Annotated in this window: 11 protein-coding genes and 1 tRNA gene; 1 reads left to right on the forward strand and 11 read right to left on the reverse strand. The window is 67.8% G+C overall.

The window, feature by feature from the left end:
• Positions 1-12: 12 nt before the first annotated feature.
• The 6 genes from mreC to AC5DRG_RS18325 all read right to left on the reverse strand — a co-directional run bounded on the left by mreC (position 13) and on the right by AC5DRG_RS18325 (position 7,561).
• Positions 13-957 carry a rod shape-determining protein MreC gene (mreC, locus tag AC5DRG_RS18300; RefSeq protein WP_491811610.1) on the reverse strand — a complete coding sequence of 315 codons (945 nt, stop codon included), beginning with the start codon at positions 955-957 and terminating at the stop codon, positions 13-15.
• Positions 958-1,122: 165 nt separating this feature from the next.
• A complete protein-coding gene (locus AC5DRG_RS18305; RefSeq protein ID WP_355921444.1) occupies positions 1,123-2,142 on the reverse strand; it encodes a rod shape-determining protein in 1,020 nt (339 codons plus the stop codon).
• 288 nt (positions 2,143-2,430) lie between these two features.
• Entirely contained in the window at positions 2,431-2,844 is a 414-nt protein-coding gene (ndk, locus tag AC5DRG_RS18310) for a nucleoside-diphosphate kinase (protein ID WP_491811611.1), read from the reverse strand.
• A 66-nt stretch (positions 2,845-2,910) separates the two neighbouring features.
• Entirely contained in the window at positions 2,911-3,267 is a 357-nt protein-coding gene (locus AC5DRG_RS18315) for a DUF4233 domain-containing protein (RefSeq protein WP_491811612.1), read from the reverse strand.
• Between the two features lie 6 nt (positions 3,268-3,273).
• On the reverse strand, positions 3,274-4,758 hold the full coding sequence (folC, locus tag AC5DRG_RS18320) for a bifunctional tetrahydrofolate synthase/dihydrofolate synthase (protein WP_491811613.1): 1,485 nt from the start codon (positions 4,756-4,758) through the stop codon (positions 3,274-3,276).
• 178 nt (positions 4,759-4,936) lie between these two features.
• Complete coding sequence (locus AC5DRG_RS18325; RefSeq protein WP_491811614.1) at positions 4,937-7,561, reverse strand: valine--tRNA ligase; 2,625 nt, start codon at positions 7,559-7,561, stop codon at positions 4,937-4,939.
• 136 nt (positions 7,562-7,697) lie between these two features.
• Here AC5DRG_RS18325 and AC5DRG_RS18330 point away from each other — a divergent pair, with 136 nt between their 5' ends.
• Complete coding sequence (locus AC5DRG_RS18330; protein ID WP_491811615.1) at positions 7,698-8,645, forward strand: hypothetical protein; 948 nt, start codon at positions 7,698-7,700, stop codon at positions 8,643-8,645.
• 80 nt (positions 8,646-8,725) lie between these two features.
• On the opposite strand, the gene clpX is transcribed toward AC5DRG_RS18330, so the two are convergent.
• From clpX to AC5DRG_RS18355, 5 genes are all read right to left on the reverse strand, one after another.
• Complete coding sequence (gene clpX, locus AC5DRG_RS18335; protein ID WP_491811616.1) at positions 8,726-10,015, reverse strand: ATP-dependent Clp protease ATP-binding subunit ClpX; 1,290 nt, start codon at positions 10,013-10,015, stop codon at positions 8,726-8,728.
• Between the two features lie 171 nt (positions 10,016-10,186).
• Complete coding sequence (locus AC5DRG_RS18340) at positions 10,187-10,867, reverse strand: ATP-dependent Clp protease proteolytic subunit (RefSeq protein WP_491811617.1); 681 nt, start codon at positions 10,865-10,867, stop codon at positions 10,187-10,189.
• A gap of 50 nt (positions 10,868-10,917) precedes the next feature.
• Positions 10,918-11,520 carry an ATP-dependent Clp protease proteolytic subunit gene (locus AC5DRG_RS18345; protein ID WP_491813074.1) on the reverse strand — a complete coding sequence of 201 codons (603 nt, stop codon included), beginning with the start codon at positions 11,518-11,520 and terminating at the stop codon, positions 10,918-10,920.
• A 390-nt stretch (positions 11,521-11,910) separates the two neighbouring features.
• The gene (tig, locus tag AC5DRG_RS18350) at positions 11,911-13,299 is read right to left on the reverse strand and encodes a trigger factor (protein ID WP_491811619.1); all 1,389 of its coding nucleotides are present in this window, start codon (positions 13,297-13,299) and stop codon (positions 11,911-11,913) included.
• A gap of 191 nt (positions 13,300-13,490) precedes the next feature.
• A tRNA-Pro gene (locus tag AC5DRG_RS18355) sits at positions 13,491-13,567 on the reverse strand.
• Positions 13,568-13,611: the final 44 nt, after the last annotated feature.

Raw genomic sequence — 13,611 nt, forward strand, 5'->3', positions numbered from 1 at the left:
AAAACTCAGCTCCTACTGCTCTTGCTGCTGGCCGTCGACGGGCGCGTTCGCCGACGGGGTGACCGTCACCGTCACGGTCGGCGTGGGGGTGGGCTTCGGCTTGTCCGGGAGGACCGTGTCGCGCGGGTCGCTCTTCGGGGCTTCCACGACGACGCCGACGATGTCGAGCTTGGTGAAGCTGACGTACGGCGTGACGTAGAGGATGCGGGTCAGGTTGCCGCCGGAGGGGTCGACCTGGGAGACGATGCCGACCGGGACGCCGGGCACGAACGGCTTGTCGGCCTGGGAGCCGAAGGTGACCAACCGGTCGCCCTTCTTGATCTGGGCCTTGCCGTTGAGGAGTTCGACGCGCATCGGGCGGTCGCCCTGTCCGGAGGCGAAGCCGAGTTCGTCGGTGGACTCCATGCGGGTGCCGACGGTGAAGTCGGGGTCGTTGGCGAGCAGCACGGTCGCCGTGTTGGGCCCGACCGTCGTCACGCGCCCGACCAGGCCATCCCCGTTCAAGACGGTCATGTCGCGCTTGATGCCGTCGCTCACGCCGACGTCGATCGTGATGGTCCAGGAGAAGCCCTGGGCCGCTCCTATCGCGATGACCTCGGCGCCCTTGATGCCGTACTGGCCCTCGCCCGCGATCTTCAGCATCTTGTCGAGCTGTTTGAGGCGGCTGTTGTTGCGGTCGTCGCTGCCGAGCTTCGCCTTGAGAGCCGCGTTCTCCGTCTCCAGGGCCGCGAGCCGGTCGTGGCGGTCGCCCGAGTCGCGGATCGCGGAGACCGCGTTGCCGACCGGGTCTACCGCTGCCGACACACCGTTCTCGATCGGGCCGAAGACCGTGGCCGCGACCTGGCGGGCACCGTCGACCGGTGAGTCCTCTCCGCCGCGGATGTCCACCGTGATCAGCGCGAACGCGATGGCGATCAGCAGCACCAGGAGCAGCCGGCTCTCTCGTGTGTCCCTCACGTGCGGCGGCCGTGCCCTTCCTCATAAGAATGCGGGAAGCCCGACGGGTGACCCTGGGAATGCCGGGGTAACCCCTGGGGCTCTTTTGTGGGAGCTTATGCCTCTATATCAACGATCCGCCGTACGAGAGGAGATCATCCCGTACGGCGGAATCGAAGAGTTACGTCATCTGCGGGGCTGAGCGTCCAGCACCTGCTGGAGCGCCTCGAACTCCTCCACGCACTTGCCGGAACCGAGCGCCACGCTGTCCAGCGGGTCCTCGGCGATGTGGATCGGCATGCCGGTCTCGCGGCGCAGCCGCTCGTCGAGGCCCTTGAGCAGGGCGCCGCCGCCGGTCAGAACGATTCCGCGGTCCATGACGTCACCGGACAGCTCCGGCGGGCACTTGTCGAGCGTGGTCTTCACGGCGTCGACGATCGCGTTGACCGGCTCCTCGATCGCCTTGCGGACTTCGGCCGCGGAGATCACGACGGTCTTGGGGAGGCCGGAGACCAGGTCCCGGCCGCGGATTTCGGTGTGCTGGTCGTCGTCGAGGTCGTACGCGGAACCGATCGTGATCTTGATCTGCTCGGCCGTCCGCTCACCCAGCAGAAGGGAGTACTCCTTCTTGATGTGCTGGATGATCGCGTTGTCCAGCTCGTCGCCGGCGACACGGATGGACTGAGCGGTGACGATGCCGCCGAGCGAGATGACCGCGACCTCCGTCGTGCCGCCGCCGATGTCCACCACCATGTTGCCGGTGGCCTCGTGGACCGGCAGGCCGGAGCCGATGGCCGCGGCCATGGGCTCCTCGATGATGTGCACCTGACGGGCGCCGGCCTGGGACGACGCCTCGATGACGGCGCGGCGCTCGACGCCCGTGATGCCCGAGGGCACACAGACGACGACCCGCGGACGAGCCAGATACCGCCGCTTGTGGATCTTCAGAATGAAGTAGCGGAGCATCCGCTCGGTGATCTCGAAGTCGGCGATCACGCCGTCCTTCAGCGGACGCACGGCAACGATGTTGCCGGGCGTACGCCCGATCATCTTCTTCGCTTCGGAGCCGACCGCGAGAATTCCACCGGTGTTGGTGTTGATCGCGACGACTGACGGCTCGTTGAGTACGATCCCGCGACCCCTGACGTACACCAGCGTGTTGGCGGTCCCGAGGTCGACAGCCATGTCACGGCCGATGAACGACATTGAGTTCCCCATCAGGATTCGACTGGCCTTCCTGGGAGCTTTTGAGGGCTTTTCAGGTCGGCGAAGTGGGTGCAGTGACGTGAAGGCTTCCATCGTAGACGCGCCTGCACGAACACCGCGCGAGGGTCTTCGCCATTGTCAGCAGATGAAGCACCGCCTCGCTTGTGGAGACGGTCCATCGGGGGCACTCGTTCCCCCGATCGGCACGCATATGCCGAAGGACGGCCGGAAATGCGCGGCCGTCCCAGGTCAGACGAATGGTCGGACGTGTGGGTTACTGACGGAGATTCAGGCCCGGCCCGGGAAGAAGATCTTCACCTCGCGCTCGGCGGACTCCTCGGAGTCGGAGGCGTGGATGAGGTTCTCACGGACGATCACACCGAAGTCCCCGCGGATGGAACCCGGGGCGGCGGCGATCGGGTCGGTCGGGCCGGCCAGCGCGCGGACGCCCTCGATGACCCGCTCGCCCTCGACGATCAGGGCGACGACCGGACCGGACGCCATGAACTCGACCAGCGGCTCGTAGAAGACCTTGCCCTTGTGCTCGCCGTAGTGCTGCTCCAGGGTCTCCTGGTCCAGGGTGCGCAGCTCCAGCGCGGTGATCTGCCAGCCGGCCTTGCGCTCGATACGGCTGATGATCTCGCCGGTCAGGCCACGACGGACGGCGTCGGGCTTGAGGAGGACGAGGGTGCGCTGGGTCACGAGCGAGCTCCTTCGTATAAAACGTGCGGGGTGATGCTGAGGCTACAGGGCCTGTATGAGTGCCTCTTACACCGCGTCAGCCGAGGCGGAATCCGCCTGAGCTGCGAATCTCGCCTTCGCCTCGTCGATCTTCCGGCCGTAGTGGACGGAGGCCCACCACAGGGCCGCGAAGATCGCGCCCATGAAGAACATGGTCGGGACGACGAAGCCGGAGGCGATCAGCGCGACTTGGAAGGCCCAGCCGAGCTGGACGCCGCCGGGCCGGGTCACCACACCGCACAGCAGGACGGAGAGCAGCATCGCGATGCCGCTGACCGTCCACACCGTCGTCGTGGACAGATCGGGGTCCTTCATCGCGACAAGTCCGGCGAAGCCGATCACGAAGAATTCGCCGATCAGCGTCGAAGCACAGAGCGTACGCACGGAAAGTCAGCCCCTCCCCAGAAGCAGTCGGGCCTCGCCGACGGTGATGACGGAGCCGGTGACCAGGACACCGCCGCCCGCGAACTCGCCGTCCTCCTCGACCAGTGTGATCGCGGCCTCCAGGGCGTCGGGCAGCCGCGGCTCGACCTGGACGCGGTCGTCACCGAACACCTCGACGGCGATTCCGGCCAGTTCGTCCACGTCCATCGCGCGGTGACTGGAGTTCTGCGTGACGACGACCTCGGCGAAGATCGGTTCGAAGGCTTCGAGCAGCCCCCGTACGTTCTTGTCGCCGCTCGCGCCCACGACCCCGATCAGCCGGCTGAACTCGAAGGCCTCCTGCACCGCCTCGGCGGTCGCGCGGGCGCCCGCCGGGTTGTGCGCCGCGTCCAGGACGACGGTCGGCGAGCGCCGTACGACCTCCAGGCGGCCCGGCGAGGAGACCGCGGCGAAGGCCTTGCGGACGGTGTCGATGTCGAGCCGCTCGGGCCGCTGGGAGCCGACGCCGAAGAACGCCTCGACGGCGGCGAGCGCCACGGCCGCGTTGTGCGCCTGGTAGGCGCCGTGCAGGGGGAGGTACACCTCGTCGTACTCGCCGCCGAGCCCGCGCAGGGTCACCAGCTGTCCGCCTACGGCGACCTGGCGGGCCACAACGCCGAACTCCAGACCCTCCCGGGCCACTGTGGCGTCGACCTCGACGGCCTTCTTCAGCAGCACCTGCGCCGCGTCCACCGGCTGCTGGGCCAGGATGACGGTCGCGTCCTGCTTGACGATGCCCGCCTTCTCGGCGGCGATCTCGCCGGGCGTCTCGCCGAGCCGGTCGGTGTGGTCGAGGTCGATGGGGGTGACGACGGCGACGTCCGCGTCGATCACGTTGGTGGCGTCCCAGCTGCCGCCCATACCGACCTCGACGACGGCCACGTCGACGGGCGCGTCCGCGAAGGCTGCGTACGCCATGCCGGTCAGCACCTCGAAGAAGGAGAGCCGGAACTCCTGCATGCCGTCGACCATCTCGATGTACGGCTTGATGTCCTCGTACGTCTCGATGAAGCGCTCGGCGGAGATCGGGGCGCCGTCGAGGCTGATCCGCTCGGTCACGGACTGCACGTGGGGGGAGGTGTAGCGGCCGGTGCGGAGGTCGAAGGCGCCGAGGAGGGCCTCGATCATGCGGGCCGTTGACGTCTTGCCGTTCGTTCCCGTGATGTGGATCGAGGGGTACGAGCGCTGCGGCTCGCCCAGGACGTCCATCAGCGCGGCGATACGGCTTACGGAGGGCTCCAGCTTTGTTTCGCCCCAGCGGGTCGCCAGGTCCGCCTCGACCTGGCGCAGGGCCTTGTCGACCTCGGGGTCGTCGGGGCGTCCCGGCACGTCGGCCTCCGGCGGGGCGCCCTGGGTACGCAGGGTGCGGCTGCCTGCCTCGATGATCGCGAGGTCGGGGTCGCGGTCGGTCTCTGCGGCGACGATCTCGTCGAAGGGGTCGGTTTCGCTCACAAGGGCAGTCTACGGAGGTCGGCTCGTCTTTCGTCTGCGGGCCGGTGGGGGCTGGTCGCGCAGTTCCCCGCGCCCCCAGGTGGGTGATGGGGCCCGGTGCTTCGTAGCACCGGGCCCCTTGAGTTGCGAAAGGCCCCGGCGCTTTTCAGTACCGGGGCCCTCACTTCCGTACAACCACCTACGCCTGTGGCAGGCGGTCCAGCTGGGTCTTGATGCGCTCGATGTCCTCGTCGGCCTTCGTGAGGCGGGCGCGGATCTTTTCCACGACGTTGTCCGGGGCCTTTGCCAGGAACGCCTCGTTGCCGAGCTTGGCCGTTGCCTGGGACTTCTCCTTTTCGGCCGCCGCGAGGTCCTTGGCCAGGCGCTTGCGCTCGGCCGCGACGTCGATCGTGCCGGAGAGGTCGAGGGCGACCGTGGCTCCCGCGACCGGCAGGGTTGCCGTGGCCGCGAATTCTTCGCCCTCCGGCTGGAGGCGGAGGAGCTGGCGGATGGCGGCCTCGTGGGGCGCGAGCGCCGTGCCGTCCAGCGTCAGGCGGGCCGGGACTCGCTGGCCGGGCTGGAGGCCCTGGTCGGAGCGGAAGCGGCGGACCTCGGTGATGACCGACTGGAGCGTCTCGATCTCGCGCTCGGCTTCGGCGTCCCGGAAGCCCGAGTCGGCCGGCCACTCGGCGATGACGACCGACTCGCCGCCCGTCAGCGTCGTCCACAACGTCTCCGTGACGAACGGGACGACCGGGTGCAGCAGTCGCAGCGTGACGTCGAGGACCTCGCCCAGGACGCGCTTGGAGACCTCGGCCGGCTCGCCGCCCGCCTGGAACGTCGTCTTGGACAGCTCGACGTACCAGTCGAAGACCTCGTCCCACGCGAAGTGGAAGAGGGCGTCGGAGAGCTTCGCGAACTGGAAGTCCTCGTAGAGCGCGTCGACTTCGGCGACGGTGGCGTTGAGACGGGAGAGGATCCAGCGGTCGGTCGCCGACATCTCGGCGGCGTCCGGCAGCGGGCCTTCGACCGTCGCGCCGTTCATGAGCGCGAAGCGCGTGGCGTTCCAGATCTTGTTGGCGAAGTTGCGGGAGCCCTGGACCCAGTCCTCGCCGATCGGGACGTCGACGCCCGGGTTGGCGCCGCGCGCGAGGGTGAAACGCAGCGCGTCGGAGCCGTACTTGTCCATCCAGTCCAGCGGATTGACAGCGTTCCCGAAGGACTTCGACATCTTCTTGCCGAACTGGTCGCGGACCATGCCGTGCAGGGCGATGGTGTGGAACGGCGGGGTGCCGTCCATCGCGTACAGGCCGAACATCATCATCCGGGCGACCCAGAAGAAGAGGATGTCGTAGCCGGTGACCAGGACGGAGTTCGGGTAGAACTTCGCGAGCGACTCGGTCTGTTCGGGCCAGCCGAGGGTCGAGAAGGGCCAAAGACCCGAGGAGAACCAGGTGTCGAGGACGTCGGTGTCCTGACGCCAGCCCTCGCCGCTCGGCGGCTCCTCGTCGGGACCGACACAGACGACCTCGCCGTCGGGGCCGTACCAGACCGGAATGCGGTGGCCCCACCACAACTGCCGTGAGATGCACCAGTCGTGGAGGTTGTCGACCCAGTCGAAGTACCGCTTCTCCATCTCCTGGGGGTGGATCTTGACCCGGCCGTCGCGGACCGCGTCGCCGGCCGCCTTCGCCAGCGGGCCGACCTTGACCCACCACTGCATGGAGAGCCTGGGCTCGATCGTGGTCTTGCAGCGCGAGCAGTGGCCGACCGAGTGGACGTACGGCCGCTTCTCGGCGACGATCCGGCCCTCGGCGCGCAGCGCGGCGACGATCGCCGAGCGGGCCTCCAGGCGGTCCAGGCCCTGGAAGGGGCCGTGGGCGGTGATGACCGCATGCTCGTCCATGATCGTGATGGCCGGCAGGTCGTGCCGCTGGCCGATCTCGAAGTCGTTCGGGTCGTGGGCCGGGGTGACCTTGACGGCGCCCGTGCCGAACTCGGGGTCGACGTGCTCGTCCGCGACGACCGGGATGGAACGGTCCGTCAGCGGCAGCTTGATGAGCTTGCCGACGAGGTGCTTGTACCGCTCGTCCTCCGGGTGAACGGCGACGGCGGTGTCGCCGAGCATCGTCTCCGCGCGCGTGGTGGCGACGACGATCGTGTCGTCCCCCTCGCCGTACTTCATGGAGACGAGCTCGCCGTCGTCGTCCTGGTACTCGACCTCGATGTCGGAGATCGCGGTGAGACAGCGCGGACACCAGTTGATGATGCGCTCGGCGCGGTAGATCAACTCGTCGTCGTAGAGCCGCTTGAAGATGGTCTGGACGGCCTGGGAGAGCCCCTCGTCCATGGTGAAGCGCTCGCGGGACCACGCGACGCCGTCGCCAAGGCGGCGCATCTGACCGGAGATCTGGCCGCCGGACTCGGCCTTCCACTGCCAGACACGCTCGACGAAGGCCTCGCGGCCCAGGTCGTGACGGGACTTGCCCTCCTTGCCGAGCTCGCGCTCGACGACGTTCTGGGTCGCGATACCGGCGTGGTCCATGCCGGGCTGCCACAGCGTCTCGTAACCCTGCATGCGCTTGCGGCGGGTGAGGGCGTCGATGATCGTGTGCTCGAAGGCATGGCCGAGGTGCAGGCTGCCCGTGACGTTCGGCGGCGGGATGACGACGGTGAACGGCGGCTTGTCGCTCTTCTCGTCCGCCTCGAAGTAGCCGCGCTCTACCCAGCGCTCGTACAGCGCCGCCTCTACATCGGCCGGCGCGTACTGAGTCGGCAGTTCGGTGTGGGGCGCTGTTGGCTGCTGCTGAGCGTTCTCGGTCACCCGCTCAGTTTAGGGGTGTCACCGGGCAGTCCCGAAACGGGATTCCTCTGTAACGGTGCGTGCCCCGGGGCCGTGTGGTTCTTGTGACTGGGCCAGGATGTCAGGAACACATAAGCATCTGGAGGGGAACCCAGAGATGAGCTACAACCAGCCGGGCCCGTACGGCGGGCAGCCACAGCAGCCAGGACCGTACGGCCAGCCCGGTCCGTACGGCCAGCCGCCGCAGGCCCCCCAGCCCGGCTACGGCTACCCCCAGCAGGCCCCTCCGCCCCAGCCGGGCTACGGCTACCCGCAGCAGCCCACGCAGGGCGTCCCGACCCAGCCGCAGCCGCCGTACGGCCAGCAGGACCCGTACGGCCAGCAGCCGCCCTACGGCCAGGCGCCGTACGGGGTGCCCCAGCCGCCCTCCGGAGGCGGCGGCGGGAAGAAGGTGGGGATCATCCTCGGCGCGGTGGCCGTCGTGGCCGCGATCGCCGTGGGGGCGTACTTCGTGATCGGCGCGGGCAGCGGGAGCGGCAGCGGCTCCGACATCGCCGACGACGGGGCGCACAAGCTCTCGACGCCGGCCACGGTCGTCGACGGCACGTACAAGAAGGGCAGCGACGCCGAGACCGACGGGATGACCGACGAGGAGATCAAGGACGCCGAGTCGTGGGGGGTCAAGGACCCCAAGGACGTCAGCGCCGTCTACACGGCCGGTTCCGGGCTCAGCATGAAGAGCCTGATGTTCGCCGGCGTGTACGGCACGATCGACGACCCGGAGAAGGTCGTGGACGCGTTGTTCGCCGAGATGAAGAAGGACTCCGTGGCGGAGGCCGACGCCTCCGACGGCAAACTCGTGGGCAGCCCCAAGGAGTTCACGCCGTCCGGCTTCGACAACGGCGTCATGAAGTGCCAGGAGATCGAGTCCACCGAGTCCGGTACGACCACGACGATGCCCATCTGCATCTGGGGTGACCACAGCACCCTCAGCTATGTGATCTCGTACGACATCGCCGGCCTGGCCGACGGCAAGAGCACGTCGATGGAGGACGCGGCCGAGTTGGCCGCCAAGCTCCGTAACGACGTGCGCGTCGAGGCCTGAGTCTGACACTCCGTCAACGGCGAAGGGCCCCGGTCGGTTGATCGACCGGGGCCCCTCGCTCATGCCTGTGGCGGTGGCGGTTACGCCGTCTTCTGCTCGCCCGGGCCCCGTCCGGGGCGCGCGTCGCGCGGGATCAGGGTCGGGTTCACGTTGGAGTGGACGACGTCCGCCGTGATGACGACGCGGGCCACGTCCTTGCGGGACGGGACCTCGTACATCACGGACATGAGGACTTCCTCCATGATGGCGCGCAGGCCGCGCGCGCCGGTCTGGCGCAGGATGGCCTGGTCGGCGATGGCCTCCAGGGCCTCGCGCTCGAAGTCCAGCTCCACGCCGTCGAGTTCGAAGAGGCGCTGGTACTGCTTCACCAGCGCGTTGCGCGGCTCGATCAGGATCTGGAGGAGCGCCTCGCGGTCCAGGTTGTGGACCGAGGTGATGACGGGGAGGCGGCCGATGAACTCGGGGATCATGCCGAACTTGACCAGGTCCTCGGGCATGACGTCCTCGAACTGGTCCTTGGACTGCAGCTCCCGCTTCGAGCGGATCGTGGCGCCGAAGCCGATGCCCTTGGCGCCCGCCCTCGACTCGATGAGCTTCTCCAGGCCCGCGAACGCGCCGCCCACGATGAACAGGACGTTCGTCGTGTCGATCTGGATGAACTCCTGGTGGGGGTGCTTGCGCCCGCCCTGCGGCGGCACCGAGGCCGTCGTGCCCTCCAGGATCTTCAGCAGGGCCTGCTGAACACCTTCGCCCGACACGTCACGGGTGATGGAAGGGTTCTCACTCTTCCTCGCGACCTTGTCGATCTCGTCGATGTAGATGATGCCCGTCTCGGCCTTCTTGACGTCGTAGTCGGCGGCCTGGATGAGCTTGAGGAGGATGTTCTCCACGTCCTCGCCCACATAGCCCGCCTCCGTCAGCGCGGTCGCGTCGGCGATCGCGAACGGGACGTTCAGCATGCGGGCCAGTGTCTGCGCCAGCAGCGTCTTGCCGGAGCCCGTGGGGCCCAGCAGAAGGATGTTGGACTTGGCCAACTCGATGGCGTCCTCGCGGTTTTGACCGCCGCCGTTCTCACCGGCCTGGACCCGCTTGTAGTGGTTGTACACCGCGACCGAGAGCGCCTTCTTGGCCGGCTCCTGGCCGACCACGTAACCCTCGAGGAACTCGTAGATCTCGCGGGGCTTGGGGAGTTCCTCCCAGCGCACCTCGCTCGTCTCCGCGAGTTCTTCCTCGATGATCTCGTTGCAGAGGTCGATGCACTCGTCGCAGATGTACACACCGGGCCCTGCGATGAGCTTCTTGACCTGCTTCTGGCTCTTGCCGCAGAACGAGCACTTGAGCAGATCGCCGCCGTCACCGATGCGTGCCACGGTGTGCTTCCCCTTCGCCTGGGAGACGCCTAGGTCCAGCGGCTCCTGGTGCTGCCTTATGTCCGACGGTACCTTGCCGGGCCCCCCGTTCGGGCCCCCCTTGGCACGGTTCGCTTTGACGTGCAGCGTGTCAAACCGTGCCAAGGGGCGGCAGACGATACAGCGTCCGCGTCAGCGCACGGATTCGTTGTTCATCTTCCGGGTGGAGATGATCTGGTCGATCAGGCCGTACGAGAGCGCTTCCTCGGCCGTGAGGATCTTGTCGCGCTCGATGTCCTCGCGGATCTTCTCGATCGGCGTGGTCGAGTGCTTGGCCAGCATCTCCTCCAGCTGCGCACGCATCCGTAGGATCTCGTTCGCGGCGATTTCGAGGTCGGAGACCTGACCGCGACCCGTCTCGCTGTACGGCTGGTGGATCAGCACGCGCGCGTTCGGCAGCGCCATGCGCTTGCCCGGCGTGCCGGCGGCCAGCAGGATCGCCGCGGCGGAGGCCGCCTGGCCCATGCAGACCGTCTGGACGTCCGGCTTCACGAACTGCATCGTGTCGTAGATCGCGGTCAGCGCCGTGAAGGAGCCGCCGGGGCTGTTGATGTAGACCGAGATGTCACGGTCCGGGTCCATCGACTCCAGGCACAGCAGCTGCGCCATGACGTCGTTGGCGGAGGCGTCGTCGATCTGGACGCCGAGGAAGATGACCCGCTCCTCGAAGAGCTTCGCGTACGGGTCGTACTCGCGGATGCCCTGCGAGGTGCGCTCGACGAAGCGCGGGATGACGTAACGGGACTCCGCCGTGGGACCCGTGTACTCGGCGCGTGTGCGGTCGTACAGGCTGCTGCCGGGGAAGTCGTTCACTGTCTCTCTCCTAGAGGCTGAGGCGGTCGGCTGGGGGCTGTGCTGGGGCCTCAGGCCCCGGTGCCGCCGCCACCCGGCATGTTGGCGGCCGTGCTGATGACCTCGTCGATGAGGCCGTACTCCTTGGCCTCGTCGGCGTCGAACCAGCGGTCACGGTCGGAGGCGCGGGTGATCTCCTCGAACGACTGACCGGTGTGCCTGGACGTCAGCTCCGCCATGCGCTTCTTGGTGTGCAGCAGCCGCTCCGCATGGATCTTGATGTCGGAGGCCGAGCCGGCCAGGCCGGCGGAGGGCTGGTGGATCAGGATTTCCGCGTTCGGCAGCGCGAAGCGCTTGCCGGGGGTGCCCGCGCTCAGCAGGAACTGGCCCATGGAGGCGGCGAGGCCCATGGCGATCGTCACCACGTCGTTCTTGATGTACTGCATGGTGTCGTAGATCGCCATGCCGGCCGTGATCGAGCCGCCGGGGCTGTTGATGTAGAGGTAAATGTCCTTGTCCGGGTCAGCGGCAAGGAGCAGCAGCTGCGCGGTGATCTTGTTTGCGATGTCGTCGTCGACCGGCTGGCCGAGGAAGATGATCCGCTCGTTGAGCAGCCGGTTGTAGACCTGGTCGCCGAGGCCACCGATGGAAGGCTCGCCGGCAGCGGTAGGCATCAGATTCGTCACGTATCCACCTGCTCGTCTTACGACGGCGCCGGGCCGTCTCACGTGTTCCCGTCCGGGGGCTGGGCAGTTTGCGGGACTTCCCCGCCCTGGTACTCATGGACCCTAACGCGCTGGTCCCTTCGGGGAATCCCGCAGAGGGGGCTGTTCGCCGGGGGCGTAGCGCCGTGGTGACTTTTGGTACGTGGTCGGCTGCGGGTCCGCGGTGGCCGGTCGCTCCCCCACTCTCGGCTTCGCTCGAGCGGGGGACCCCATCGCGGCGGAGCCGCATATCGATACAGCCCCGCGCCCCTGAGGTGGCTGCCCCCAGGTACGACGAACGGGCCCCCGGGTCGCAGTGCCCAGGAGCCCGTCATACGTCCATCAGAGGTGCCGTGAGCGTCAGCCCTCGGTCTTCTCCTCGGCCTCGACAGCACCCTCGACGGCCTCGACCGTCTCCGTGGCCGTCTCGGTCTCGTCCTCGTCGTCCAGGTCGATGACCTCGCCGTTGGTGTCCTTGACCGTGGCGGCCTCGACCACTACGGCCAGGGCCTTGCCGCGGGCGACCTCGCCGACGAGGAGGGGAACCTGGCCGCCCTCGACGACCGCCTGGGCGAACTGGTCGGGGGACATGCCGGAGGAGGCCGCACGCCGCATGAGGTGCTCGGTGAGCTCCTCCTGGTTGACGTTCAGCTTCTCCTTGTTGACGAGCTCGTCGAGGACGAACTGGGTCTTGATGCCCTTGACCGCGGCCTCACGGGTCTCGGTCTCGAACTCCTCCTCGGTCTTGCCCTGGATCTCCAGGTACTTCGGGAGGTCGAGGCCCATCTGGCCGAGCTGGTGGTGCTCCAGGTTGTGCTTGCGGGTGTTGATCTCTTCCTCGAGCAGCTTCTCGGGGACGGGCACCTCGACGAGCTCCAGCAGCTTCTCCAGGACGCGCTCCTGGGCCTGCGTGGCCTGGTCGTACTGCTTCATGTTCTCGAGGCGCTTGCGGCTGTCGGCCTTCAGCTCGTCGAGGGTGTCGAACTCGGAGGCGAGCTGCGCGAACTCGTCGTCCAGCTCGGGGAGTTCGCGGGCGGCGACCTGGGTGACCTTGACGGTGACCTCGGCCTCCTTGCCGGCCGCCGAGCCGCCCTTGAGCTCGGAGGTGAAGGTGGCCTCGCCACCGGCCTCCACGCCCTTCACGGCCTCGTCGATGCCGTCCAGCAGCTCACCGGAGCCGATGGTGTAGGAGACGCCCTCGGCGACGCCGTCCTCCAGGACCTCGCCGTCGACCTTGGCCTCCAGGTCCAGCGTCACGACGTCGCCGTCCTCGGCGGCACGCTCGACCGGGGAGGTCGAGGCGAAGCGCTCGCGGAGCTGCTCGACGGACTTGTCGATGTCCTCGTCGGTGACCTCGACGGCGTCGACCTCGACCTCGATGCCGGAGTAGTCCGGGATCTCGATGGTCGGGCGGACGTCGACCTCGGCGGTGAAGTTCAGCGTCTCGCCGTCCTTCAGCTCCGTGATGTCGACCTCGGGCTGGCCCAGCACGTTGAGCTCGGCCGTGTTGACCGCCTCGGTGTAGAACTTCGGAAGCGCGTCGTTGACGGCCTCCTCCAGAACCGCACCGCGCCCGAACCGCTGGTCGATGACGCGCGCCGGGATCTTGCCCTTCCGGAAGCCCTTCACCGTGACCTGCTGGTTGATCTTCTTGTACGCCGCGTCGAGGCTGTCCTTGAGCTCCTCGAAGGGCACCTCGATGCTGAGCCGAACCCGAGTCGGGTTCAGGGTCTCCACGGCGCTCTTCACGGTTCGGTCTCCTTGGGGGCTGACTTCTTGGGTTGCGGACCCAGACAGGTCCGGCGGTTTCGCCGCCCGGAGGACTTCAGAGTGTGAGACACACGGGCGCGCAGCTTGCATAGTAGCCGCAGCGGCGGGACGCCCCAAAAAGCGATCTTTCGAGGTATCAGGTCGGTACAGGTCGCCGATGGCTCGACCGGTGGTCGGGGTGGCGGGATTTGAACCCACGGCCTTCCGCTCCCAAAGCGGACGCGCTACCAAGCTGCGCCACACCCCGTCTGGTGCGACACGTAGGGTACATGCCCGCAGGCGGCACGGCTG

Source organism: Streptomyces sp. JLBG701 (assembly GCF_058544905.1).

Bases quoted from the DNA above. Each gene is read 5' to 3' on its own strand.
- AC5DRG_RS18305 (WP_355921444.1), bottom strand. From the start codon at position 2,142: ATGTCGTTCATCGGCCGTGACATGGCTGTCGACCTCGGGACCGCCAAC.
- AC5DRG_RS18330 (WP_491811615.1), top strand. From the start codon at position 7,698: ATGAGCTACAACCAGCCGGGCCCGTACGGCGGGCAGCCACAGCAGCCA.
- AC5DRG_RS18345 (WP_491813074.1), bottom strand. From the start codon at position 11,520: ATGCCTACCGCTGCCGGCGAGCCTTCCATCGGTGGCCTCGGCGACCAG.